The sequence below is a fragment of the Streptomyces sp. NPDC059994 genome (genome assembly GCF_042737755.1).
Classification (GTDB): Bacteria; Actinomycetota; Actinomycetes; order Streptomycetales; family Streptomycetaceae; genus Streptomyces.
The window spans coordinates 1-22,407 of record NZ_JBHWUR010000017.1; the positions used below are offsets into that span (position 1 = coordinate 1).

Consider the following 22,407-nt stretch of genomic DNA (forward strand, 5'->3'; position numbering starts at 1 on the left):
ACCGGCGGGCGCTCGGGGCGGGGACCGGCGCCCGGCGGGCGGGCCGCGCCGCGGGCCCCTGCGGTGCGCCCGCCACTGGCCGCGCCCACCGGCTCGCGCACGGGGGCGTCGTCCTCGCTCGCGATGCGCTGGGCGAACACGCCGGGCAGCGCGCCGGCCGGAACGGGCAGTGCCGGAACGGCAGTTCCGCGTGCGCGCCACTTGGCCCGCAGCGCGAAGACCAGCGCCTCGGCGCGGGCGATGAGCGGCTCGCACCAGGGCAGGGCCAGCAGGATGAGCAGTCCGGCCGCCCAGCCGAGGAGCACGTCGCTCACCCAGTGGGTGCCGAGGTAGACGGTGGTGGCGCCGACGCCCAGGGCGACCACGGCCGAGATCACCGACAGCCAGCGCCGGGCCCGCGGGGTGGTGGCCAGATAGGCGAGGATGCCCCAGGTCACGACCGCGTTGGCGGTGTGGCCCGAGGGGAATATGTCGCCGCCCGCGAACAGTTCGGCCGAGCCGATCCGCGTCGCGTAGTGCGGGCCGAGGCGGCCGAGGCCGAGCTTGACCGCGCCGACCGTGATGTTCAGGAGCAGCAGCGAGGCGCCGAGCGCGAGCAGCGGGCGCAGGGTGTGCTGCCGCCAGGAGCGCCAGCCCAGCCAGGCCGCGACCATCACCGCCGTGGGGCCGCGCTGGCCCAGGACCACGAAGTAGTCGAGGAAGGCGTGCAGCTGCGGCCACTGCTCGTAGGGCCGGAACAGCATGACCTTCCAGTCCAGCTCGACGAGCCAGGACGAGGCGAGCACGGCGACGACGATGGCGACGTAGAACGCCATCGTCGCGCTGAAGAGGATCACGCGATGACGGCTCATCCGCGGGATCGCTATCTTCGGCGGCTCGGGCTCCCGGTCCAGACGGGCGAAGATTCGGTCGGTACGCACTCAATCGACGTTACAGCGAGTGAGTGACGGCCCAGGCCGATCCGGCGGCTTTGTGATGACGATGTGATGTGGAGTATGTCTCACGGCACGGCTTATTCCCGGGCCCGGGAAATGCGTGGATGACCTTGGAATCTATTCCGTCGCAGGCCGGTGCGGAACGCTCTTTGAATCCGCTGAACAGATTCTCCGGGAAGCGGGCCGGAATTCATCGTTCAGCCATCGGGCCTGGCACCGGGTGCCAGGATTCACCGACACGGCGTGCCAAGATCATTAATGCCCCGGGGTGACGCTCCCCGCACTCCGGCCGATGTGGCGTACGCCACAGCCGTGCGTCCGATGGGGTGAGAGGTGTACCACGTGCCGATGGCTGGAACTCGCGTACGCTGACGAATCACTCGCTCGTCGATGCCGGACCCACAACACCACTCAGGTACAGGGTCCGCCGAGAGCGGGGACGATGCGTCACCGCGAGGCCGGCGCGTCCCGGGACCCCGGCAGGGGCCGCCGTACAGGAGGTACACACATGGCAGGAACGATGACGGACGCCGCACGCGCGCGTGCGACCGCCGGCGGTGCCAACCGCTGGGTCGTCCTCGTCGTCCTCTGTGTGAGCCTGCTGCTCGTCGCGCTCGACGCGACCGTCCTGCACGTCGCCGTTCCCTCGGTCACCGAGGACCTGCGCCCCAGCGCCACCGCGCTGCTGTGGATCGTCGACGCCTACCCGCTGGTCTGTGCCGCCCTCCTCATCCTCTTCGGCACCCTCGGCGACCGCGTCGGCCGCCGCCGGGTGCTGCTGCTCGGTTACGGGATCTTCGGCCTGGCGTCCGCCGTGGCGGCCCTGGCCGGGTCGGCCGAGCTCCTGATCGTGGCCCGTGCGCTGCTCGGCGTCGGCGGCGCGATGATCATGCCCGCCACGCTCTCCATCCTCCGCGCGGTCTTCCCGGACCGTCGGGAACGCGCCACCGCCATCGGTGTGTGGACCGCCACCGCGGCGATAGGCGCCGCCACCGGACCCGTGCTCGGCGGCTTCCTCGTCCAGCACTTCTGGTGGGGCTCGGTCTTCCTGATCAACATTCCGCTGATGGCGCTGATCCTCCCGCTGGGCCGCAAGCTGCTGCCCGAGTCGAAGGGCGGCGCGGACGGGCCGTGGGACGTGTTCGGCGCGCTGACGGCCGCCGCCGGGGTGATCACCCTGGTCCTCGGCGTGAAGCGGCTGGGCGCCGGCCACGGGCTGCTCGACCTCTTCACCCTGGCGCCGCTGTGCGCGGGCACCGCCCTGATCGTCCTGTTCGTACGGCGCCAGAAGCGGCGCCGCCATCCGCTGGTCGACATGCGGATGTTCGCCCGGCCCACCTTCTCCACCTCGATCGGGTGCATCGTCCTCGCCATGCTGGCGCTGGTCGGCCTGGAGCTCATAGCCGTCCAGTACCTCCAGCTGGTCCTCGGGCTCAGCCCGCTGGAGACCGGGCTGCGGCTGCTGCCCCTCACCTTCGCCGCGATGGCCGCCGGGGCCACCGGCTCGTACACCCTGCGCCGCTTCGGCCCGCGCACCATGGTCGGCTGCGGCTTCGCCCTGACCGCCGCCGCCGTGCTGCTGCTCGTCCTGATGGGCCAGCACGACCGGCCGCTGCTGCTCACCAGCGCCTTCATAGTCCTGGGCTTCGGCCTCCAGACGACCCTCTTCGGGGCGTACGAATCGATGCTGAGCGAGGCGCCCGCCGACTGCGCGGGCGGGGCCGCCGCGATCGGCGAGACCTCCTACCAGCTCGGCGCCGGAATGGGTATCGCCCTGCTCGGCAGTGTGATGAACGCGGCCTACGCGCCCGGGCTCGCCTCGGTCCCCGGGGTCCCGCGTGAGGCCTCCGCGGGCGCGGCCAACTCCCTGGGCGAGGCCTATGACATAGCGGACCGCCTCGGCGGCCCCGCGGGCGCGGCCCTGCGCAGCGCCGCGCAGCACTCCTTCGTCCATGGTCTGCATGTGACGCTGCTGGTCAGCGCGGGTCTGCTGGTCCTGGGCGCGCTGGCCGCGCTGCGGCTGCCCCGGGTGATGGAGTGCGGGGCGCAGCACACCGAGCCCGCGCCCGGGCTGCCCGAGCAGCGGACCGAGCCGCACGCCAGGGTCCACGCGGCGGCGGGCGTTCCGGCCACCGAGGCGGCGGCATCCGGGCCCGGCGGCCACTGAGGGAGTGGGGCCCGCGCGGACGGGCGGGTCTGGACGCGCGGCACACTGAGCCGTAACGTCAGCGGGCAGCAATAACTACCACTGCTAGTTTTAGCTGAGCCGCACAGGTTCTGAGCGAGCCGCCGGAGGCATCCTCATGTCCGCACCCGCCAAGCTGCCCCCCTTCGACCCGGCCGACCCCCTCGGGCTCGACGACCTGCTGAGCGACGAGGACCTCGCGGTCCGCGCCACCGTCCGCTCCTGGGCCGCCGACCGGGTCCTGCCGCACATCGCCGAGTGGTACGAGAGCGGCGAGCCGCCCATCCGCGAGCTCGCGCTGGAACTCGGCGGCATGGGCGCGCTCGGGATGTCGCTCACCGGCTACGGCTGCGCGGGCGCCACCGCCGTCCAGTACGGCCTGGCCTGTCTGGAGCTGGAGGCCGCCGACTCCGGCATCCGCTCCCTCGTCTCGGTCCAGGGCTCGCTCGCGATGTACGCGATCTGGAGGTTCGGCTCCGAGGAGCAGAAGGAGCGCTGGCTGCCGTCGATGGCGGTCGGCGAGACCATCGGCTGCTTCGGCCTCACCGAGCCCGACCACGGCTCCGACCCGGCCGGGATGCGTACGTACGCGAAGAGGGACGGCACCGACTGGGTGCTGAGCGGCCGCAAGATGTGGATCACCAACGGGTCGGTCGCCGGGGTCGCGGTGGTCTGGGCGCAGACGGACGGCGGGAGTGGCGGTATCAGGGGATTCGTCGTGCCCACCGACACCCCTGGCTTCTCGGCGCCCGAGATCAAGCACAAGTGGTCGCTGCGGGCGTCGGTCACCAGCGAGCTGGTCATGGACGAGGTGCGGCTGCCCGCCGACGCGGTGCTGCCGGGGGTCACCGGGCTCAAGGGCCCGCTGAGCTGTCTCTCGCACGCGCGGTACGGAATCGTCTGGGGCGCGATGGGCGCGGCCCGTGCCTCGTTCCAGGCGGCGGTGGACTACGCGAAGAGCCGCGAGCAGTTCGGCAGGCCCATCGGCGGCTTCCAGCTCACCCAGGCCAAGCTCGCCGACATGGCGGTCGAGCTCCACAAGGGCGTCCTGCTCGCCCACCATCTGGGGCGGCGCATGGACGCGGGCAGGCTCCGTCCGGAACAGGTCAGCTTCGGAAAGCTCAACAACGTACGGGAGGCGATCGAGATCTGCCGCACCTCGCGCACGATCCTCGGGGCCAACGGGATCTCGCTGGAGTACCCCGTGATGCGGCACGCCACCAATCTGGAGTCGGTGCTCACCTATGAGGGCACCGTGGAGATGCACCAGCTGGTGCTGGGCAAGGCGCTCACCGGACTGGACGCGTTCCGCTAGGAACGGCGGTCCGGTGAGCGCCCTGCTCAGCTCTGGTTGCTGTATCTCCCGGGGGGCGCTGTGTCCCATTGCGGCTGTGCCGCGGGCCGGACCCCCGGCTGGGCGCCACTGGAAGCTCAGCTCTGGTTGAAGAAGCCGCCGGCGGCGCGGCCCGCGGCCTCGCCGCTGACGATCTGGGTGTCGGCGGGGGTCAGCAGGAAGACCCTCGTCGCCACGCGCTCGATGGAGCCGCGCAGCCCGAACGTCAGGCCGGCCGCGAAGTCCACGACGCGCTTGGCGTCACCGGGCTCCATGGATGTGAGGTTCACGATGACCGGGACGCCTTCGCGGAAGAGCTCGCCGATGCCGCGCGCGTCACGGAACCCGTCGGGCGTGACCGTGGCGATCCGGCGCCCCTGCTCGTGGGCCGCCTCGGAGGCCACCCGCACCCGCGGGTCCGTCACCCAGGCTTCGCCGGACTCGGCTCCCTCGGTGTACTCGTCGTCGTAGTAGCGGTCGTCGTTGTCCTCGACAAGTCCCAGCCAGGCACTCGCCTTGCGCACCGATCCCATGGACGCCTCCTCTCACAGCGGACTTCTTCTTACTACTGCTCGCGTTCCGCACCCCTATGGTCGTCCATGATGCGGATACCGCGCCAAGTGGATAGCCGCCGTGCAGGGGATTCGTGACGGGACTGGTGCAGAAGATGTGGCGAATCGTCAGCTTTCTTCCGCTGTACGACGGGTAACGGATACAAAATATGAACTTCCGTCCAGACGGGTGATGGAGCGGACGTACGGGTGAACGGATCGCTCGATACGATGCCTGCCGCACTGTTGAACGAGGCGTGGGGCGAGGTGCCCCGCGGCACCCGGGGGAGCGTCGTGTTCGGAATCGTCAGGCCCTGCTCGCATCGGCTCACCGAGGGTCTGAAAACCGAGTGGATGGCCCATCTCTGCGGCCTCTGCCTGGCACTTCGCTCCGACCATGGCCAGCTCGCCCGGGTCGTGACCAACTACGACGGGCTGATCGTCTCGGTTCTGACGGAGGCTCAGGTCGAAAGCGGTACCGGGCGCAGGCGCACCGCCGGGCCCTGTCCGCTGCGCGCGATGCGGACGGCCCCGGTCGCCCAGGGCGAGGGCGCCCGGCTCGCCGCGGCCGTCTCGCTGGTCCTGGCCTCGGCGAAGGTCCGCGACCACGTGGCCGACCGGGACGGCCTGTTGAAGCGCAAGCCGGTGGCGCTGGCGGCCCGCCGGCTCGCCGCGAGCTGGGACCGGGCGGGCGCCCGCACCGGCGCCTCCCTCGGGTTCGACACGGCGGTCCTGGTCGACGCGGTCGACCGGCAGACCGCGATCGAGGCGCTCGCGGGGCCGGGCACCTCCCTGCTCACGGTCACCGAGCCGACCGAGACGGCCACCGCCGCGGCCTTCGCGCACACGGCCGTACTCGCCGGGCGCCTCCACAACGCCGAGCCGCTGGCCGAGGCGGGCCGCCTCTTCGGGCGGCTCGCGCACCTCCTGGACGCTGTGGAGGACCAGGCGCCCGACGCCGCAGCGGGTGCCTGGAACCCGCTCACGGCGACCGGTACCGACCTGGCCGAGGCCCGGCGGCTCGCCGACGACGCGGTGCACGGCATCCGGCTCGCCCTGCGCGAGGTCGACTTCGTCGACGGCAGACTGGCGCACGTCCTGCTCGCCCACGAGCTGAAGCAGTCCGTGAACCGGTCCTTCGGTACGGCGGGCTGCGCCCACGGCGGCGACGGTGCCCACGGTCACACCGCTGTCGATGGCCACGCCGACGCCGATGTCCACGGCTCCCACCAGCCCGGTCCCTACGGGTCGCCGCCGCCCGGCGGTCCGTACGCACCCGTGCCCGGCAACCCGTACGGCGCGCCGCCGCAGGGTGAGGGCCCCAGGCCCCCCGCGCCGCGCGGCTTCCTCGCGGGCTGCGGTGTCTTCGCCGGGCTCTGCTGCACCTGCCAGATGTGCTGTGCCAAGGAGTACGAGGGCCCCTGGTCGCGGCGGAAGCAGGAAGGCTTCTGCCGCGACTGCGACTGTGACTGCTGCGATTGCTGTGATGTCTGCAAGTGCTGCGACGGGTGCGATTGCTGTGATGGATGCGACTGCTGCGACTGCGGTTGCGACTGCTGACGTATTGTCACATGGCGTGCACGTAGGGTCACTTTTGTTCGGAGGGTGAGATCTGTGACGACCCGGCCGCGGGCCGGCACGCCGAAGCGTCGGGGGAGTGCGGTGGTGCGAGGGGAGGGGTGCGCGGTGTCAGCTGTGTGAAGGCGTGGGAGAACGGCGCGCGCGGGCGCCGGGGGCAATCCGTGCAGGAGGTCGGCTCAACAGGACGAGGACCACACTCGACCGAAGTCGATGTGGGAGCGCGTGACCAGCCACTGCTGCGGATGCATGGCCCAAGTGGAACAGGCATCCGTATTCGCGTCAACTGCCGTGAGACGTACGGCTCACAGTGCGGACAGCCTTGACAACCGGCCGTACGCACCGCATAGCCTCGGGAACGGACCGTGCTGAGGGGCTGGTCCGCGCTGTGTGCGTGAAGGCATCACCGTGTTCGATCCCGGCATCCACGGAGCCTTCGTATGTCCCTGCCCCTCTCGGAACAGCCGCCCGTTCTGCCGCAGGTGTGGCCCGAAGGGCGCCCCGAGCCGCTGGGCGCCGATCTGGGGGTGCTCACCCTCGGCCACCCGGACGCCGAACCGGACGACGAGCAGCGGGAGTTGACGGACTTCGCCGCACCCCACGGGCTCGTCCACCTGCCGCCTGCCTGCACGGCCGACTGGGACCTGTCGGCCCCGCGCCCCGGCGAACCGGTGATCGGAAGCGGCTTCGGGCCGGCCTTCGTCGACCTGATGGTGCTGCTCACCGAGGGGCGCGGCGGGCGCTACGACGAGCGCGGGGCCTACCATCCCGGGCGCCCGCACCCGCGTCGCTTCGCGCTCGGCCCGCACACCACCGCACGGGTGTCCGGCGCCTTCACCCGGCCCCGCACCGCAGGACCCGCGTTCGGGCAGAACGACGCCTGCGCGCGCGCCGCGCTGAGCTTCCTGCGCGACCTCGCGTGTCGCCCGCTCAGCGCCTGAACCGGCGCCGCGGCCCCCGTACCGCGTTCCACACGCCACCACGCGAAGGGGAACCCCCACGAGCGCACCCGCGCCTTCCTCGCCAAGGTCCTCTGATCCCGACGCACCCCGCAAGGAGAACCGCCATGCCCCCTTCCCGTACGCCCACCCGGCCGCTCCACCTCGCCGCCGACATCGGCGGCCCGCCCCACTTCGAAGCCCGCCACTACACCGCCCTCGCCCGGCTCGCCGAGCGCGGCACCCTGGACTTCGTCACGCTCGGCGACTCCTTCGCCCGGCCCGGCCTCGACGCGCTCGCCGTGCTCGCCCGGGTCGCGCCCGCCACCGAGCGGATCGGCCTCGTGCCCACCGTGACCACCACCCACACCGAGCCGTTCCACGTCTCCTCGGCCGTGGCCACCCTCGACTGGGTGAGCCGGGGCCGGGCCGGCTGGAGCCCCGAGGTGTCCACCACCGAGGCGGAGGCCGCGCTCTTCGGCCGCCGCCCCGCCGCGCCCGCCGCCGAACTGTGGCACGAGGCTCGCGAAGTCGCGGACGTGGCCGCCAGGTTGTGGGACAGCTGGGAGGACGGCGCCGAGATCCGCGACGAGCCGACCGGCCGCTTCATCGACCGCGACAAGCTGCACTACGTCGACTTCGAAGGCCGTACGTTCTCGGTGCGCGGCCCGGCCATCGTGCCCCGGCCGCCGCAGGGCCACCCCGTCACGGTGATCGACGCGACCGCCGCCGAGCCGCGCGCGGCCGCCGTCCGGCACGCCGACATCGCGCTGGTGCGCGCCGAGGACCCGGCCGCCGCCCGCGAACTGCGCGAAGAACTGCGCGACCGGGCCCGCGCCCACGGCCGCGACCCCGAGCGGCTGCGGGTGCTCGTCTCGCTCCCGGTCGCACTGCACACCACCGCCGACGCGGTCTCCCTCGCCACGCTCATCGGCGACTGGTACGTGCAGGGCGCCGCCGAGGGCTTCCATCTGCGCCCGGCCGAGCCCGGGCGCGATCTGGCGCTGCTCGTCGACGGGACCGTACCGGTGCTCCAGCACCGGGGCTTAATGCGCCGGTTCTACCCCGGCGCCACACTCCGCGAACACCTGGGCCTGGCCCGGGCCGCCAACCAGTACGCGCGGGCCGGGAGCACGTCATGACCAGGCAGATGCACCTCGCCGCCCACTTCCCGGGCGTCGACAACACCACCGTGTGGGCCGACCCGCCCTCCCGTCGCCCGACCACCACCCCGGCAGGATGCGCTTCGCGCAGCCCCTCTATCGGGAGCCAGATCGACTTCTCCTCCTTCGTGCATCTGGCCCGCACCGCCGAGCGCGGCCTGTTCGACTTCCTCTTCCTCGCCGAGGGGCTGCGGCTGCGCGAGCACAAGGGGCGCATCCACGACCTCGACGTGGCCGGCCGTCCCGAATCCCTCACCGTGCTCGGCGCGCTCGCGGCCGTCACCGAGCACCTGGGCCTCGCCGCCGCCGTCAACGCCACCTTCAACGAGCCCTACGAGCTCGCCCGGCGCTTCGCCTCCCTGGACCACCTCTCCGGCGGGCGCGCCGCCTGGAACGTGGTCACCTCGTTCGACGCGTTCACCGGGGAGAACTTCCGGCGCGGCGGCTCTCTGGACCGCGCCGACCTGCCCCAAGATCTCGGCTTCGCTCGATCAGGGGGGACCCCCATCACCCGGGCCGCCGAGTTCGTCGCCACCGCCCGCGAGCTGTGGGACTCCTGGACACCGGAGGGCACCCCGCGTCCGTTCGCCCATCAGGGGCAGCACTTCTCCATAGCGGGGGAGTTCACCGTCCCCCGCTCCCCGCAGGGCCACCCGGTCGTCATCCAGGCCGGGGACTCCGGCGAGGGCCGCGAGTTCGCCGCCTCCACCGCCGACATCGTTTTTACCGGCTGGGCGTCCGGGGGTCATCCCCCGGGAGGGCACAGCACCCGGCACGGCACCCTGGAGGGCGGGCGGGAGTTCTACGCCGATGTGAAGTCCCGGCTCGCCAAGTACGGCAGGCGCCCCGAGGACCTGAAGATCATGCCGGGGGTGACCTTCGTGCTCGGTGACACCGACGCCGAGGCGCAGGAGAAGGCCGCCGACATCCGGCGGCGCCAGGTCTCCCCGCAGAACGCGATCGTCGCCCTGGAGCAGATCTGGGGCCGCGACCTGTCCGCGTACGACCCGGACGGGCCGCTCCCGGAGATCGACCCGGACCCGGACTCCGAGCCGGTCGAGGGCCGGGTGAAGGGGGGCGACCCCTTCGCGGTCGCCGCCAGGTGGCGGGCGCTGTCCGAGGCCAAGGGCCTCTCCATCCGGCAGACGGTCATCGAGACGACCGGCCGTCAGTCGTTCATCGGGACACCGGCCTCGGTGGCCGCCCGGCTCACCGAGTTCGTGACGGCCGACGCCGCCGACGGCTTCATCCTCGTCCCGCATCTGACACCGGGCGGACTCGACGACTTCGTCGACCGGGTGGTGCCGCTGCTGCAGGAGCGGGGGGTCTTCCGTACGGAATACTCCGGCCCGACACTGCGCTCGCACCTGGGGCTGCCCACCCCGTACGGAAGGTTGAACACATGAGCACGGACGCGGCGGGGGATCCGCAGGACGCGGCACAGGAGTGGAAGAACTGGCACGAACGGCGCATCGAGACCGTCTCGGCGCCCTACGGTCCGCTGGCGCTGACCGGCACCCACTGGCTCGCCGACGCGCTGGAGGGACGAATTCCGGCCGTGCCGGGCGAGTGGCGCGAAGACGACGACGCGGTGGTGCTCACGGCCGCCGCGCAGGACGGGATCACCCTCGACGGAGAGCCCTTCGGCGGCGAGGTGCGGCTGACCGCCGACCACACGCCGGCCGGTGAGTCCCGGCTGGCCCAGGGCGCGCGGCGGCTCGTGGTGCTGCGCCGCGAAGGACTGTGGGCGGTGCGGGTCTGGGACCCCGAGGCCGGGCGACGACGCGCCTTCGCGGGCATCGGGGCGACGCCGTACGAGGCGCGCTGGGCGGTGCCCGCCAGCTTCCGCCCGTACGACGAGGCGCGGACCGTACGGGTGGCGAACGCCGACGGAGTGGAGCGCGGGCTCGGCCTCGGCGGGGAGCTCGCGTTCGCGCTCGACGGCCGGGAACACACCCTCCAGGTGGCGGTCGAGGACGATGGCGCGCTCTGGGCGGTGTTCGCCGATGCGACCAGCGGGGATTCGAGCTTCCGGTTCCGTTTCCTGCGCCCCGGCGCACCCGATGCGCGGGGACGGCTCACGGTGGACTTCAACCGCGCACTGCTGCCGCCGTGCGCCTTCGCGGAGCACTTCATCTGCCCCTTCCCGCCCCCGGGCAACACCCTCGGCGCGGCGGTCGCGGCGGGCGAGCGGACCGTCCTCACCCGCTGATCCGCGAGCTCCCCAACCCCAACGGCCCGGCCGAAAGGCGCCCTTGCGCCCGACGGCCGGGCCGCCGAATACTCCCTCCCAAGCGCTTGTCAGGAGCACGGCTTGCGCTCAACAGTGCTGCCGTCAGCTCCGGCTGCGCCTCACGGGGTCCCCCCACCCAACTCGGGCCCCTCGATTCCCCTCGGGAGGAAAAGAAGTGAGGATCAAGCGCACCACCCCCACCCGCCACCGCGGTCTCGCGAGACGCACCAAGGCAGTCGCCCTCACCGCGGGGCTCCTCGCCGCCGGCGCCCTCGCGGTCCCCACCGCAAGTGCCACCCCGTCCCAGGTGTTCAGCGCCACCCAGCTCTCCGCCGCAGGCAGCGCCGTGCGGGGCGCCGATGTCGCGGGCACCGCCTGGAGCGTCGACCCCGCCACCCATACGCTGGTCGTGACCGCCGACTCCACCGTCAGCAAGGCCGACATAGCCAAGATCAAGCGGCAGGCCGGAGCCAACGCGTCCGCCATACGCGTCGAGCGGACCCCCGGCAAGTTCAGCAAGCTGCTCTCCGGCGGCGACGCCATCTACGCGCCGAGCTGGCGCTGTTCCCTCGGCTTCAACGTCAAGAAGGGCAGCACCTACTACTTCCTGACGGCCGGTCACTGCACCGAGGGCTATCCGAACTACTACACCAGCTCCTCGCACTCGACGAGCATCGGCCCGACGGTCGGCACCAGCTTCCCGGGCAACGACTACGGCCTCGTGCAGTACTCCAACACCTCGCTCGCCCACCCGAGTGCCGTGGGCAGCCAGCACATCAGCAGCGCGGCCAACCCCACGGTCGGCCAGACGGTCACCCGGCGCGGCTCGACCACCGGCATCCACAGCGGCCGCGTCACCGCGCTCAACGCCACCGTCAACTACGGCGGCGGTGACGTCGTGTCCGGCCTGATCAGGACCACGGTGTGCGCCGAGCCCGGCGACTCCGGCGGCCCGCTCTACGCCGGCTCGACCGCGCTGGGCCTCACCTCCGGCGGCAGCGGCAACTGCTCCTCCGGCGGCACGACCTTCTTCCAGCCCGTGGTCGAGGCCATGAACGCCTATGGCGTCAGCCTCTTCTGACGGCTGATCACCTGGCTGCCCCGGCAGCGGCGAGCCCCCGTCCGGCCACCGGGCGGGGGCTCGTTCCCTGCGCACGTCCGATGGGTACGACTGGACGCGATGCGCCTTTTTGGGAGGATGTTCACGGCGGAGAGGCGACCGGACACGCGGGGTGAGTCAGTGAAACGCATCGGAGTGACCGGTCACCGAGACATTCCCTCCGAGGCGCTGGGGGAGATCCGCACCTGTCTGCGGAGCCTGCTGTGCGGATACGACGGTTCGCTGGAGGCCCTCTCCAGCCTCGCGGTCGGCGCGGACCAGCTGTTCGCGGCCATCGCCCTGGAGTGCGGCGCCTCCCTGACCGTGGTCATTCCCAGCGGCGACTACGAGAACGGCTTCGCCGACGCCGCCGAACTCGCCCGCTACCAGGGGCTGAAGGGGCAGGCCGCGCAGGAGGTCCGGATGGACTTCCCGTACGCGACGGACGAGGCGTACTACGCGGCCGGCGCCTATATCGCGGACAACTGCGACCGTCTGGTCGCCGTCTGGGACGGCCAGCCCGCGCGGGGGCTCGGCGGCACCGGCGACATCGTCCAGTACGCCCGCAGCCAGGGCAAGTCGGTCACGGTGGTGTGGTGCGACGGGGTGCGCCGCCCGTAGGGCCCGTCCGGGGCGGTCAACTGCGGAGCCGGGCCAGCCAGTCGGTGTGCTGGGGCGACACGACCCGCTCGGTCTCATAGACCGCCCCCGGCCACTCCCGCTCGCTGACCGTGTTCTCCATGGCCACGTGCATCTCCTTGAGGTCCTGCTCCACCAGGGAGTGCGCCGAGATCAGCGGCTGGTGGCGGCGGATCTCGCTCCACGCCAGACACGCGGCCGCGGCGGCCGAGAGCAGCCCGGCGACCTTGACGCCCTCGGCCGCGCCGAACATGTGCAGCGTCGCGAAGAGCAACGCGAGAACGGTGAGCAGGGTGATCGCCGAGGTCCACAGCGCGGTGGCCCGCTTGGAGGCCTCCTGCCGCCGCCGGTACCAGTTGCGCTGCTCGATCAGCCGGTCCCGGACGTACGTCTCCTTGCGTACGGTGAACGCCTTCGCCCGTAACTCCCGCATGGGCGCGGTGATGAGGGGTGCATCGGCCAGGCCCGACGCCCGGTCCTCGCGCGGATCCCGCCAGCCGACCTTGCGCAGTTCCCGCAGCCCTTCCTCCAGACGGAGGGTGAACAGACCTTCGGGATCGGGTGCGTGGGAATCGAAGGGGGTGCCGTGCACGGCATAGCGCCAGCACATGGATTTGATGAACTCGGCCGCCGAACGGTTCAGTTGCCAATGCGATTTCGCATGCCCGCGGGCGGCGCGGAAGCTCACCGCGAGCACCCCCGCGTACGCCAGTGCGCTGAGCGCGCTCGTCAGCTGGAAGTCACCACCGAGCGTCATCTTCCACGGCAGTGCCGCCAGCGCCGCCCCCACCACCAGCAGGCACAGCTGCCAGCGGGTGCTGTTCACCGCGGCCCGCTGGCGCCCTATCGCGAGTGAGTCCGCGTGATGGAAGAGACCCGGCAGGTCGGCGTTGCGGAAGACCATGCTTTGCAGAGGACCGGGAATCGCCGTCACATCCACCCCTGTCTGCGGTTTTAGTCATCACTCTTTCGATGGAACGACCCGTTCCGTACACCTTCCGCCAATGCTGGGTCACGCGTTTGCGGCAAGCGGTCGTGCTCAGTTGCCAACAGTGGCCAAGAGAGTAAAGTCGTGCCGCCGACACTGCAACGGTGCATGTCGTCGGTACCACTGTCCACATGCAGGAATTACCCATCAAGGACGGCCGTGAAGACCTCCGAGAATTCTCTCTCCTTCGCCCCTGCGAAGAAGAGCCGTGTGCCCCTGGCAGACATCGACGTCCGCGGCGCGGACGCCGCCAGGAAGCTCGGCCGCGTGCTGCCCTCCTCGATCGGCCGCCCCGTACAGGCGTCGACCTTCAACTCGGCTCTCTAGTCTGTCGGAGAGCTCTAGACTGGCGGAATGACTGGACCCGTGGTCCCATTCCGCGAGATCGTGCTCAAGGTTCACAGCAGATGCGATCTTGCTTGTGATCACTGCTATATCTACGAAGCCCCTGATCAGAGTTGGCGTACCCGCCCCAAGGCAATCTCTGACGAGGCGATTTCCTGGACGGCCCGGCGACTGGCCGAGCACGCCGGGAAACACGTACTGCCCTCCGTGTCAGTGATCCTGCACGGAGGGGAGCCGCTGCTGGCGGGCCCCGCCAGGCTGCGCCGGGTCTGCGAGGAGCTGACCGCCGCCCTCGACGGCGTCGCGGAGCTCGATCTGCGCATCCACACCAACGGCCTCCAGCTCAGCAGCCGCTACCTCGACCTGTTCGACGAGTTCGGCGTCAGGGTCGGCATCTCCCTCGACGGCGACCGGTCGGCCAACGACCGCCACCGCCGCTTCGCCGACGGCCGCACCAGCCATCCCCTGGTCCTCAAGGCCGTCGAACTGCTCCGGAGCGAGCGCTACCGCCATCTCTTCCTCGGGCTGCTCTGCACCATCGACGTGGCCAACGACCCGGTCACCGTCCATGACGCGCTCATCGCCCTGGACCCGCCGCGCATCGACTACCTGCTGCCGCACGCCACCTGGGACGCGCCCCCGGCCCGGCCGGGCGGCTCCCCGACCGAGTACGCGGAGTGGATCCTGGCGGTCTTCGACCGGTGGGAGGAGCAGGGCAGACCGGTTCCGGTCCGGCTGTTCGACTCCGTACTGTCGACGTTGAACGGCGGCCCCAGCCTCACCGAGTCCCTGGGGCTGGCCCCCACCGACCTCGTCGTGGTGGAGACCGACGGCGCCCTGGAACAGGTCGACTCGCTCAAGAGCGCCTACGAGGGCGCGGCCGCCACCGGGTTCGACGTCTTCCGGCACTCCTTCGACGAGGTCGCCGCCCATCCGGGCGTACGGGTGCGCCAGCTCGGCCTGGCCGGGGTCGGACCCGAGTGCCGGCAGTGCCCGGTCGTCCGCTCCTGCGGCGGCGGGCTCTACACCCACCGCTACCGCTCGGCGAACGAGTCGGCGGGCAGGGGCGCCTTCGACGGGCCCTCGGTCTACTGCGCGGACCTGGAGGCGCTGGTGCGGGGCATCGAGGCCCGCACGGCCGACCGCCTCGTCCCCGGCGCCGTCACCGACCCCGGTGAGCTCGTCACGGCCGAGCACGAGCTCACCCGCACCCTGCTCGCCCGCCTCCACGCCGATCTGGCCGGACGCGGCGGCCCCGAATGGGCCGAGGCCTGGCAGCTGACCGCCGTCGTCGACGGGCCGGGCCTCGACGAGGTGCTGACGCATCCGTACGCGCGCGGCTGGCTGCTCACCACGCTGGAGGCGCTGCGCACGGGCCGGCCCGACGCCGTCGCCCACGCGCACCGCCTCGCCGCCTACACCGCGGCCGCGGCCGTGCGCGGCAGGCTCGACGTGCCCGTCACCGTCGGGTACGCGGACGGCAGGCTGGTGCTGCCCACCCTCGGGGAGCTGAGGGTCGGCGCCCGGGGCGAGTCCGGCCGCGCGCAGGTGGTCTCGGCCGAGAAGGGCTTCCGGGTCCGGGGCGAGCGCTTCGAGCTGGAGGTGGAGTGCCCGCGCGAGCCGTGCGGCGACTGGCTGCCGGTGCGGGGCCTCGGCCGGGACGGGGCGCCCGATCCGGCGCTCGACGACCTCGACCCGTACCGCGACTGCTTCGGCACCCAGGTGCTGCCGCGCCTGGGCCTGGCCGAGGCCGACGAGTGGAGCGGGCGCCTGGGCGCCGCCTGGGGGCTGCTCTCGGCCACTGTGCCGGGCCACGCGGCCGCCGCGGCCGCCGCGCTGACCACGCTCACCCCGCTCGCCGGCGCCGGCGAACCGGTGGCCGGGCGGCACGGCTACGGGGCGCTGGGGGTACCCGTGGGGCTCACGGGGGAGGCGTTGGCGCTGGGGCTGCTGCGGGGCTTCCGCAGGGCCAGATTCCGGGCCCTGCGCGATGTGGCGGACCTGTACGCCCTGGACGGCGGCTGGCTCCACCGGGCCGAATGGCGCAAGGAGCCGGTGCCGGTTTCGGTCCTGCTGGCCGAAACGCATGAGCGGGTGGCGGTCGCCGCGTACGACAGGAGTGCACGCACTCTGGCGGAGACCCGGCGGGCGCTGGAAGCTCTTCAGGGGGCGGCCGAACTCACCGTAGGCGGGAAGAGCCTGGTCGCCGACGTCCTGCTGGAGTGGGAAGAGGCAGCCCGTGGATGAGCGAGCCCGAGCAGTGCCGGAGAGCGCGTTATTCGACGACCTGGTCGCCATGGGGGTCAACGAGGGGGACACCCTGCTCGTGCACGCCTCGATGAGCGGTCTGGGACACGGCCCGCGGGCGCTGGGGCAGGCCCTGCGGGCGGCGGTCGGCGGGCGGCTCAAGGGCACCCTGGTGGTCCCGGCCTTCACGCCGGAGAACTCACTCACCTCCGTGGCCCACCGGCGGCGGAGCAGAAACGCGCTGCGGGATCCGGCCGCGTACAAGGACTTCAAGCGGCGAATGGAGCCTTTCGACCCGGACCGGACCCGAAGTCAGGGAATGGGCCGGTTGGCGGAGTGGGTGCGCACCTCGGACGGGGCGGTGCGCAGCCGCCATCCCCAGACGTCCTTCGCCGCCTGGGGCTGCCGTGCCCTGGAACTGATGGAGGGACACGAACCCGATTGTCATCTGGGCGAGAAGTCGCCGCTCGCGGCGCTGTATCGGGCCGACGCCCGGGTACTCATGATCAATGTGGGATTCGGTGTCTGCAGCGCCTTTCACCTCGCGGAATACCGGTATCCGCACAACCCGCCCAAGAAGCTGTACAGCTGTGTGGTGCGGGACGAGAGTGGGCGTCGGGGGTGGTTCCACTATCCCGACGTCGATCTCGACGACAGCGACTTCGAGGCGGTCGGAGCCGACCTTCCGGAAGAAATGCGCAAAGAGTGGCAGCTGGGACGGAGAACCGCCCGGTTGTTTTCGATCAAGGGGGCGGTGGACCATGCGGTGGACTGGATGGCCGAAAAGCGGCCTTGTTTGACCGAACGGTGAGGGGATGGAGCGCCGTGCGCTCCGGAATGATGTTCTTCAATACTGCAGGACGGGGGTCGTGTGCACGCATCAGCGCAGCCGCGTCCGGCCGACCAACATCGGCCCTACTTCTTTCTGAGTTACGCGCACACGCCGAGGTACGGGGCGGGCGGCCCGGACCCCGACATGTGGGTGGAGCGGCTCTTCCGTGATCTCTGCGGCCATGTGATGGCCATGACCGACCTGCCCGCCGGTGCGCCCGCCGGCTTCATGGACCGGGAGATACGCTCCGGCGAGGGCTGGTCGGAGCGCCTCGGCGAAGTCCTCGCCTCCTGCCGGGTGTTCGTGCCGCTGTTCTCGCCGCGCTACTTCGCGAGCGAGATGTGCGGCCGTGAGTGGTACGCGTTCGAGCAGCGCACCATCCAGCACCAGGCGTACACCAACCGCCCGGCCGAGGCGATCGTGCCGGCCCTGTGGGTGCCGGTCCCGCCCGAGCAACTGCCCGGGCCCGCCGAGCGGTTGCAGTTCAACCACCGGGCCTTCGGCGACCGCTATGTCACCGACGGCCTCTACGGGCTCATCAAGCTGCGCATATTCGCCGAGGAGTACGAACGCGCGGTCTACGAGCTCGCCAAACGGATCGTCAGCGTCGCCGACGCCACCGCGATCCGGCCCGGCCGCCACGTCGACTACCGGCTGGCGCCCAGCGCCTTCGGCGCGGCCCCCAGCGAGGGCCCACGCCCCATGCACGTCACCGTCGCCGCGCCCACCCGGCACGAGCTGCCCGAGGGCCGCGACGACGCGTACTACGGGGAGAGCCCGCTGGAGTGGAACCCCTACCACCCCATCTCCGCCCGGCCGCTGGCCCTGGTGGCGGAGGACATGGTGCGCTCGCTCAACTACCAGACCACCGTCTCCTCCTTCGACGAGGAGGTGCTGCACCTCGACGGCAAGCAGCCGCCGTCGCGGCCCGAGGTCCTGCTGGTGGACCGGTGGGCGCTGGAGGACGAGGACCGGCGCGCCCGGCTCGCGGCCTTCGACGCCGAGCACCGGCCCTGGGTGAGCGTGGTCGTCCCCTGGAACCGCGACGACACCCAGAGCCGGGCATCGGAGGTGGAGTTGACGCACCGTCTGGAAGAGACCATGCCGTCCAAGATGCGCCAGGGGCGGGCCGCGTGCCGGGCCGCAGCCAAGGGCGTACCGAGCATGGAGGCCTTCGGGCAGATACTGCCCCAGGTCGTGGAGGCGGCGGCACAGCAGTATCTGAGACACGCGACGGTCTATCCGCCCGCGGGGGGCGGGCACACCGAACGGCCGCGCCTGGTCGGGCCGATGGGCACCGATTTCGGCACCACGCAATACATCCCCGACAGGCTCGATCACGCGCCCGATGCGGAGGAGACGGATGACAGCCAGTCGTGACGGACGCATCGTCACGTTCTACTCGTACAAGGGTGGTACGGGCCGCACCATGGCCCTCGCCAACACGGCCTGGATCCTTGCCGCCAACGGCAAACGGGTCCTCGCGGTGGACTGGGACCTGGAGGCCCCGGGGCTGCACCGCTTCTTCCACCCCTTCCTCGACCCCTCGACACTCGGCGCCACCACCGGGGTCATCGATCTCATCACCGAATACGCCTGGGCCGCCACCAGTCCCGTGCCGCGCTCGGACGACTGGCACCGCGACTACGCGCGCATCCAGCCGCACGCCGTCTCGCTCACACCCGAGGCCCTGGGCTGGCAGTTCCCCGACGGCGGGACCCTGGACTTCGTCTCCGCCGGCCGGCAGAACCGCGAGTACTCGGCGACCGTCTCCACGTTCGACTGGGACAACTTCTACGACCGGCTCGGCGGCGGCCACTTCTTCGACGCCCTGCGCGAGGACATGAAGGAGAACTACGACTACGTCCTGATCGACAGCCGCACCGGCCTCAGCGACATCGCCGACATCTGCACCGTCCACCTCCCCGACGTCCTGGTGGACTGCTTCACCCTCAGCGACCAGTCCATCGACGGCGCCGCCTCCGTGGCCCGCCAGATCGACGAGCGCTACAGCGGGCAGAACATCCGCATCCTGCCCGTCCCCATGCGCATCGACGAGGGCGAGAAGGAGAAGGCGGACGCCGGCCGGGCGCTCGCCCGCCTCAAGTTCGACCGCTTCCCCGCCGGACTCTCAGGCGACGAACTCACCGCGTACTGGGGCGCGGTGGAGATTCCGTACCGCCCCTACTACGCCTACGAGGAGACGCTGGCGACCTTCGGCGACGAGGCCGGGCTCTCCAACTCGCTGCTCTCCGCCTTCGAGCGGCTCGCCTCCGTCGTCACCGAGGGCCGGATCACCTCGATGCCGACCGTCAACGAGGAGATCCGGCTGCGGATCCGGGACGCCTTCACCCGCCGCAGGCCCGCACTTCCGGCCGATCTGTTCCTCAGCTACGTGGCCGAGAACCGGATGTGGGCCGACTGGATAGAGTCCGTGCTGACCCGGGCCGGGTTCCGGGTGGTGCCACGAGACGTGTCGGCCGAGCCCAGCAGCGCCGACGGGGAGGCGGTCGCCGCCGAGAACGCGGCCCGTACCGTCGTCCTGATCTCCAGCGCCTACCTCAAGTCGGCCCGAGCCGTGGAGATCTGGTCCCGGGCCGCCGCCGAGGACCCCTCGGGCGCCCGCCGCCAGCTGCTGCCGCTGCGCGTCGGAGACGTCCGGCTCACCGCGCCCTACATCGACCGCAACCCGGTGGACCTGTTCCGGCTCGACGAGGTGCACGCCACCACCGCGCTGCTGCGGGCCCTGGAGCGGCCGGTGCAGATCAGCGACGGGGTGGCGCCCGGACCGCGCTTCCCCGGCACCGTCCCCAAGATCTGGAACGCGCCGCCGCGCAACCCCGGCTTCACCGGCCGCTCGCTGGTCCTGGAGCGGATGCGCGACCAGCTCGGCGGCGGCCTCGCCGTCGTCCTGCCGCAGCCGCAGACGCTGTACGGACTCGGCGGCGTCGGCAAGACACAGGTGGCCCTGGAGTACGTCCACCGGTTCATGGCCGACTACGACCTGGTCTGGTGGATCTCCGCCGAGCAGCCCGACGACGTGGTGGCCGGCCTCGCCGAGCTCGGCGTACGGCTCGGGGTGCAGGGCGGCGACGACATGAACTCCGCCTCCCGCGAGGCCATCGACCTGCTGCGGCGCGGGGTGCCCACCTCGCGCTGGCTGCTGGTCTTCGACAACGCGGACGACCCCGAGCAGCTCAAGCGGTTCTTCCCGCCGGGCGGCCCGGGCCACGTCCTGGTCACCTCCAGGAACCAGACCTGGTCGCAGTACGGCGACGCCCTGCCCGTCGACGTGTTCCTGCGCGAGGAGTCCATCGAGCACCTCCAGCGGCGCGCCCCCGGGCTCACCGTGGACGACGCCGACCAGGTCGCCACCGCGGTCGGTGACCTGCCGCTCGCCGTCGAGCAGGCGGCGGCGTGGATCGCGGAGACCGCGACGCCGGTCGCCGCCTATCTGGAGCAGCTGGCCCAGCAGGCCCCCAGCGTCCTCGCGCTCAACCAGCCCGCCGGATATCCCCAGCCGGTCGCCGCCACCTGGAACGTCTCCATCGAGCGGCTGAAGCAGCGCTCACCCGCGGCGGTCCGCCTGCTCCAGCTCTGCGCCTTCTTCGCGCCCGAGCCGATCTCCGCCAATCTCCTCTACAGCAAGGAGATGATCGACGCGCTCAAGCCGTACGACGCCACGCTCCAGGAGAAGCTGGTGCTCGGCCGGGTCATCCGGGAGATCGGCCGGTTCGCCCTCGCCAAGGTCGACCAGGTCGGCAGCTCCATCCAGGTGCACCGGCTCGTCCAGGCCGTGATCCGGGCGCAGTTGAGCGACGAGGAGCAGATGGACGCCCGGCACGCCGTGCACCGCATCCTCGCGGGCGCCCGGCCGGACGCCGACGAGCCGATCGACAACCCGGAGACCTGGGCGCAGTTCAACACCATCTGGCCGCATCTGACCCCGTCGGGGGCGCGCCTGTGCGACGAGCCGGAGACCCGCCGGCTCCTCATCGACCGCGTGCGCTACCTGTGGAAGCGCGGTGACTTCAACGCGGCCGCCAACCTCGCCGAGGACCTGCGCGAGGAGTGGCGCGAGAAACTGGGGCCCAACGACCTCCAGTACCTGTACCTGCGCTTCCACCTCTCCAACATCCTGCGCTCGCGCGGCCGTTACGTCGAGGCGATGGAGCTGGACGAGGAGACCCTGGCCCGCCAGACGGAAGTGCTCGGCGCCACCCACCCGCACACGTACATGACCACCAGCGCCCTGGCGATGGACCTCGGCGCGCTCGGCCAGTACAGCAAGGCGATGGAGCTGGCGACCGAGGCGCACGAGGGGTTCCGGCAGATCTTCGACGAGTCGCATCCGCGCACGCTCGCCGCCGCCAACAACCTCGCCCTGAACATGCGGATGCTCGGCCAGTACGCCCGGGCCCGCGAGCTCGACCAGGACGTCTACGACCGGCGCACCGAGGTGCTCGGCCCGGAGCACCCGTACACCCTCTCCTCCGCGATGAACCTGGCGCGGGACCTGCGGGAGATCGGGCGCTACGAGGACTCGGTGGCGCTGCTCAGCCGGACGTACGACCTCTACAAGGAGCAGCTGGGCCGGGCCTTCCCGGGCACCCTGGCGGCGGCCAAGAGCCTCGCCGTGTCGCTGCGCCGGGCGGGCCGGCTCGACGACGCGCGGCGGCTCACCACCGCGACCCGCAACCGCTACCGCGCCAAGTACACCTCCGCCAACCCCGACTGGCTGGCCTGCGACCTCAACATGGCCGCCGACCTGTTCGCGGCCGGGGACTCGGCGGCGGCGCGGGACGCGGCCCAGGAGGTCGTCGACCAGTACATCAAGGTGCCGGGGGAGCGGCACCCGTACACACTGGCGGCCAGCAACAACCTGGGCATCTACCAGTGGGGCTGCGGGGCGCTGGACGCCGCCGACACCCTCTTGGAGACGACCATACGGACGATGCGCGACATACTCGGGGAGAACCATCCGCACGCGCTGTTCGCCACCGTCAACCTCGCCAATGTGAAGGCCGACATGGGCGATCTGGAGAGCGCCCTGGAGATCGAGCGCAACGCGGTCGCGCGGCTGCGGGAGGTGCTGGGAGCGCACCACCCCGAGACGCTCGCCTGCGCCGCGAACATGTCGGTGACGCTCGACGGGCTCGGCCGCAAGGAGGAGGCGCTGCACGTGCGGGCGGAGGCCGTGGAGGAGCTGCAACGCCTGCTCGGCGACGAGCACGCGTTCGTCCGGATCGCCCGGGACGAGCGCAGGGTGCAGCGGGACCTGGAGCCGCTCGCGGTGTGAGGTGAGGGGACGACCGGTGCGACCGGAGTGATCGCACCGGTT

16 protein-coding genes and 1 pseudogene are annotated in these 22,407 nt (G+C 71.6%); 14 read left to right on the top strand and 3 right to left on the bottom strand.

What is annotated here, in order from left to right:
- A partial coding sequence (locus ACFWA7_RS11905) for a phosphatase PAP2 family protein (RefSeq protein WP_385822589.1) occupies nt 1-920 on the bottom strand: 920 nt, incomplete at its 3' end.
- Nucleotides 921-1,443: 523 nt separating this feature from the next.
- On the opposite strand from ACFWA7_RS11905, the gene ACFWA7_RS11910 reads away from it, so the two are divergent.
- Together ACFWA7_RS11910 and ACFWA7_RS11915 are read left to right on the top strand one after the other, a co-directional pair.
- Nucleotides 1,444-3,102, top strand: a complete 1,659-nt coding sequence (locus ACFWA7_RS11910) for an MFS transporter (protein WP_385535663.1) — start codon at nt 1,444-1,446, stop codon at nt 3,100-3,102.
- Nucleotides 3,103-3,238: 136 nt separating this feature from the next.
- Nucleotides 3,239-4,435, top strand: a complete 1,197-nt coding sequence (locus tag ACFWA7_RS11915; protein ID WP_385822591.1) for an acyl-CoA dehydrogenase family protein — start codon at nt 3,239-3,241, stop codon at nt 4,433-4,435.
- A gap of 116 nt (nt 4,436-4,551) precedes the next feature.
- Here the strand turns inward: ACFWA7_RS11915 and ACFWA7_RS11920 are convergent, their stop codons facing one another.
- Nucleotides 4,552-4,986: a cell division protein SepF gene (locus ACFWA7_RS11920; RefSeq protein WP_385535659.1), complete on the bottom strand. Its 435-nt coding sequence runs from the start codon at nt 4,984-4,986 to the stop codon at nt 4,552-4,554.
- A gap of 312 nt (nt 4,987-5,298) precedes the next feature.
- Here ACFWA7_RS11920 and ACFWA7_RS11925 point away from each other — a divergent pair, with 312 nt between their 5' ends.
- From ACFWA7_RS11925 to ACFWA7_RS11955, 7 genes and pseudogenes are all read left to right on the top strand, one after another.
- On the top strand, nt 5,299-6,564 hold the full coding sequence (locus ACFWA7_RS11925; RefSeq protein WP_385822664.1) for a DUF5685 family protein: 1,266 nt from the start codon (nt 5,299-5,301) through the stop codon (nt 6,562-6,564).
- Between the two features lie 494 nt (nt 6,565-7,058).
- A pseudogene (locus ACFWA7_RS11930) lies at nt 7,059-7,367 on the top strand (adenylate cyclase); the annotation flags it as partial.
- 281 nt (nt 7,368-7,648) lie between these two features.
- Nucleotides 7,649-8,662 carry an LLM class flavin-dependent oxidoreductase gene (locus ACFWA7_RS11935; RefSeq protein WP_385535657.1) on the top strand — a complete coding sequence of 338 codons (1,014 nt, stop codon included), beginning with the start codon at nt 7,649-7,651 and terminating at the stop codon, nt 8,660-8,662.
- A complete protein-coding gene (locus tag ACFWA7_RS11940) occupies nt 8,659-10,089 on the top strand; it encodes an NtaA/DmoA family FMN-dependent monooxygenase (protein WP_385822594.1) in 1,431 nt (476 codons plus the stop codon). The genes ACFWA7_RS11935 and ACFWA7_RS11940 overlap by 4 nt, the downstream gene beginning before the upstream one ends.
- The gene (locus ACFWA7_RS11945) at nt 10,086-10,895 is read left to right on the top strand and encodes a DUF1684 domain-containing protein (protein ID WP_385822596.1); all 810 of its coding nucleotides are present in this window, start codon (nt 10,086-10,088) and stop codon (nt 10,893-10,895) included. The genes ACFWA7_RS11940 and ACFWA7_RS11945 overlap by 4 nt, the downstream gene beginning before the upstream one ends.
- A 196-nt stretch (nt 10,896-11,091) precedes the next feature.
- On the top strand, nt 11,092-11,997 hold the full coding sequence (locus ACFWA7_RS11950; protein WP_385535651.1) for a S1 family peptidase: 906 nt from the start codon (nt 11,092-11,094) through the stop codon (nt 11,995-11,997).
- Between the two features lie 159 nt (nt 11,998-12,156).
- The gene (locus ACFWA7_RS11955) at nt 12,157-12,636 is read left to right on the top strand and encodes a hypothetical protein (protein ID WP_385535649.1); all 480 of its coding nucleotides are present in this window, start codon (nt 12,157-12,159) and stop codon (nt 12,634-12,636) included.
- Nucleotides 12,637-12,652: 16 nt separating this feature from the next.
- On the opposite strand, the gene ACFWA7_RS11960 is transcribed toward ACFWA7_RS11955, so the two are convergent.
- Complete coding sequence (locus ACFWA7_RS11960) at nt 12,653-13,558, bottom strand: DUF4231 domain-containing protein (RefSeq protein WP_385822598.1); 906 nt, start codon at nt 13,556-13,558, stop codon at nt 12,653-12,655.
- A gap of 294 nt (nt 13,559-13,852) precedes the next feature.
- On the opposite strand from ACFWA7_RS11960, the gene fxsA reads away from it, so the two are divergent.
- From fxsA to fxsT, 5 genes are read left to right on the top strand one after another with little or no spacing between them, the layout of a single operon-like run.
- A complete protein-coding gene (gene fxsA, locus ACFWA7_RS11965; protein ID WP_371651714.1) occupies nt 13,853-13,969 on the top strand; it encodes an FxSxx-COOH cyclophane-containing RiPP peptide in 117 nt (38 codons plus the stop codon).
- 27 nt (nt 13,970-13,996) lie between these two features.
- On the top strand, nt 13,997-16,234 hold the full coding sequence (gene fxsBH, locus ACFWA7_RS11970) for a radical SAM/SPASM protein FxsBH, inactivated beta-hydroxylase extension form (protein ID WP_385535645.1): 2,238 nt from the start codon (nt 13,997-13,999) through the stop codon (nt 16,232-16,234).
- Complete coding sequence (locus ACFWA7_RS11975; RefSeq protein WP_385535644.1) at nt 16,227-17,045, top strand: aminoglycoside N(3)-acetyltransferase; 819 nt, start codon at nt 16,227-16,229, stop codon at nt 17,043-17,045. The genes fxsBH and ACFWA7_RS11975 overlap by 8 nt, the downstream gene beginning before the upstream one ends.
- Nucleotides 17,046-17,105: 60 nt before the next feature.
- Complete coding sequence (gene fsxC / locus ACFWA7_RS11980) at nt 17,106-18,446, top strand: FxsC protein (RefSeq protein WP_371651709.1); 1,341 nt, start codon at nt 17,106-17,108, stop codon at nt 18,444-18,446.
- A complete protein-coding gene (fxsT, locus tag ACFWA7_RS11985) occupies nt 18,430-22,365 on the top strand; it encodes an FxSxx-COOH system tetratricopeptide repeat protein (RefSeq protein ID WP_385535640.1) in 3,936 nt (1,311 codons plus the stop codon). The genes fsxC and fxsT overlap by 17 nt, the downstream gene beginning before the upstream one ends.
- Nucleotides 22,366-22,407: the final 42 nt, after the last annotated feature.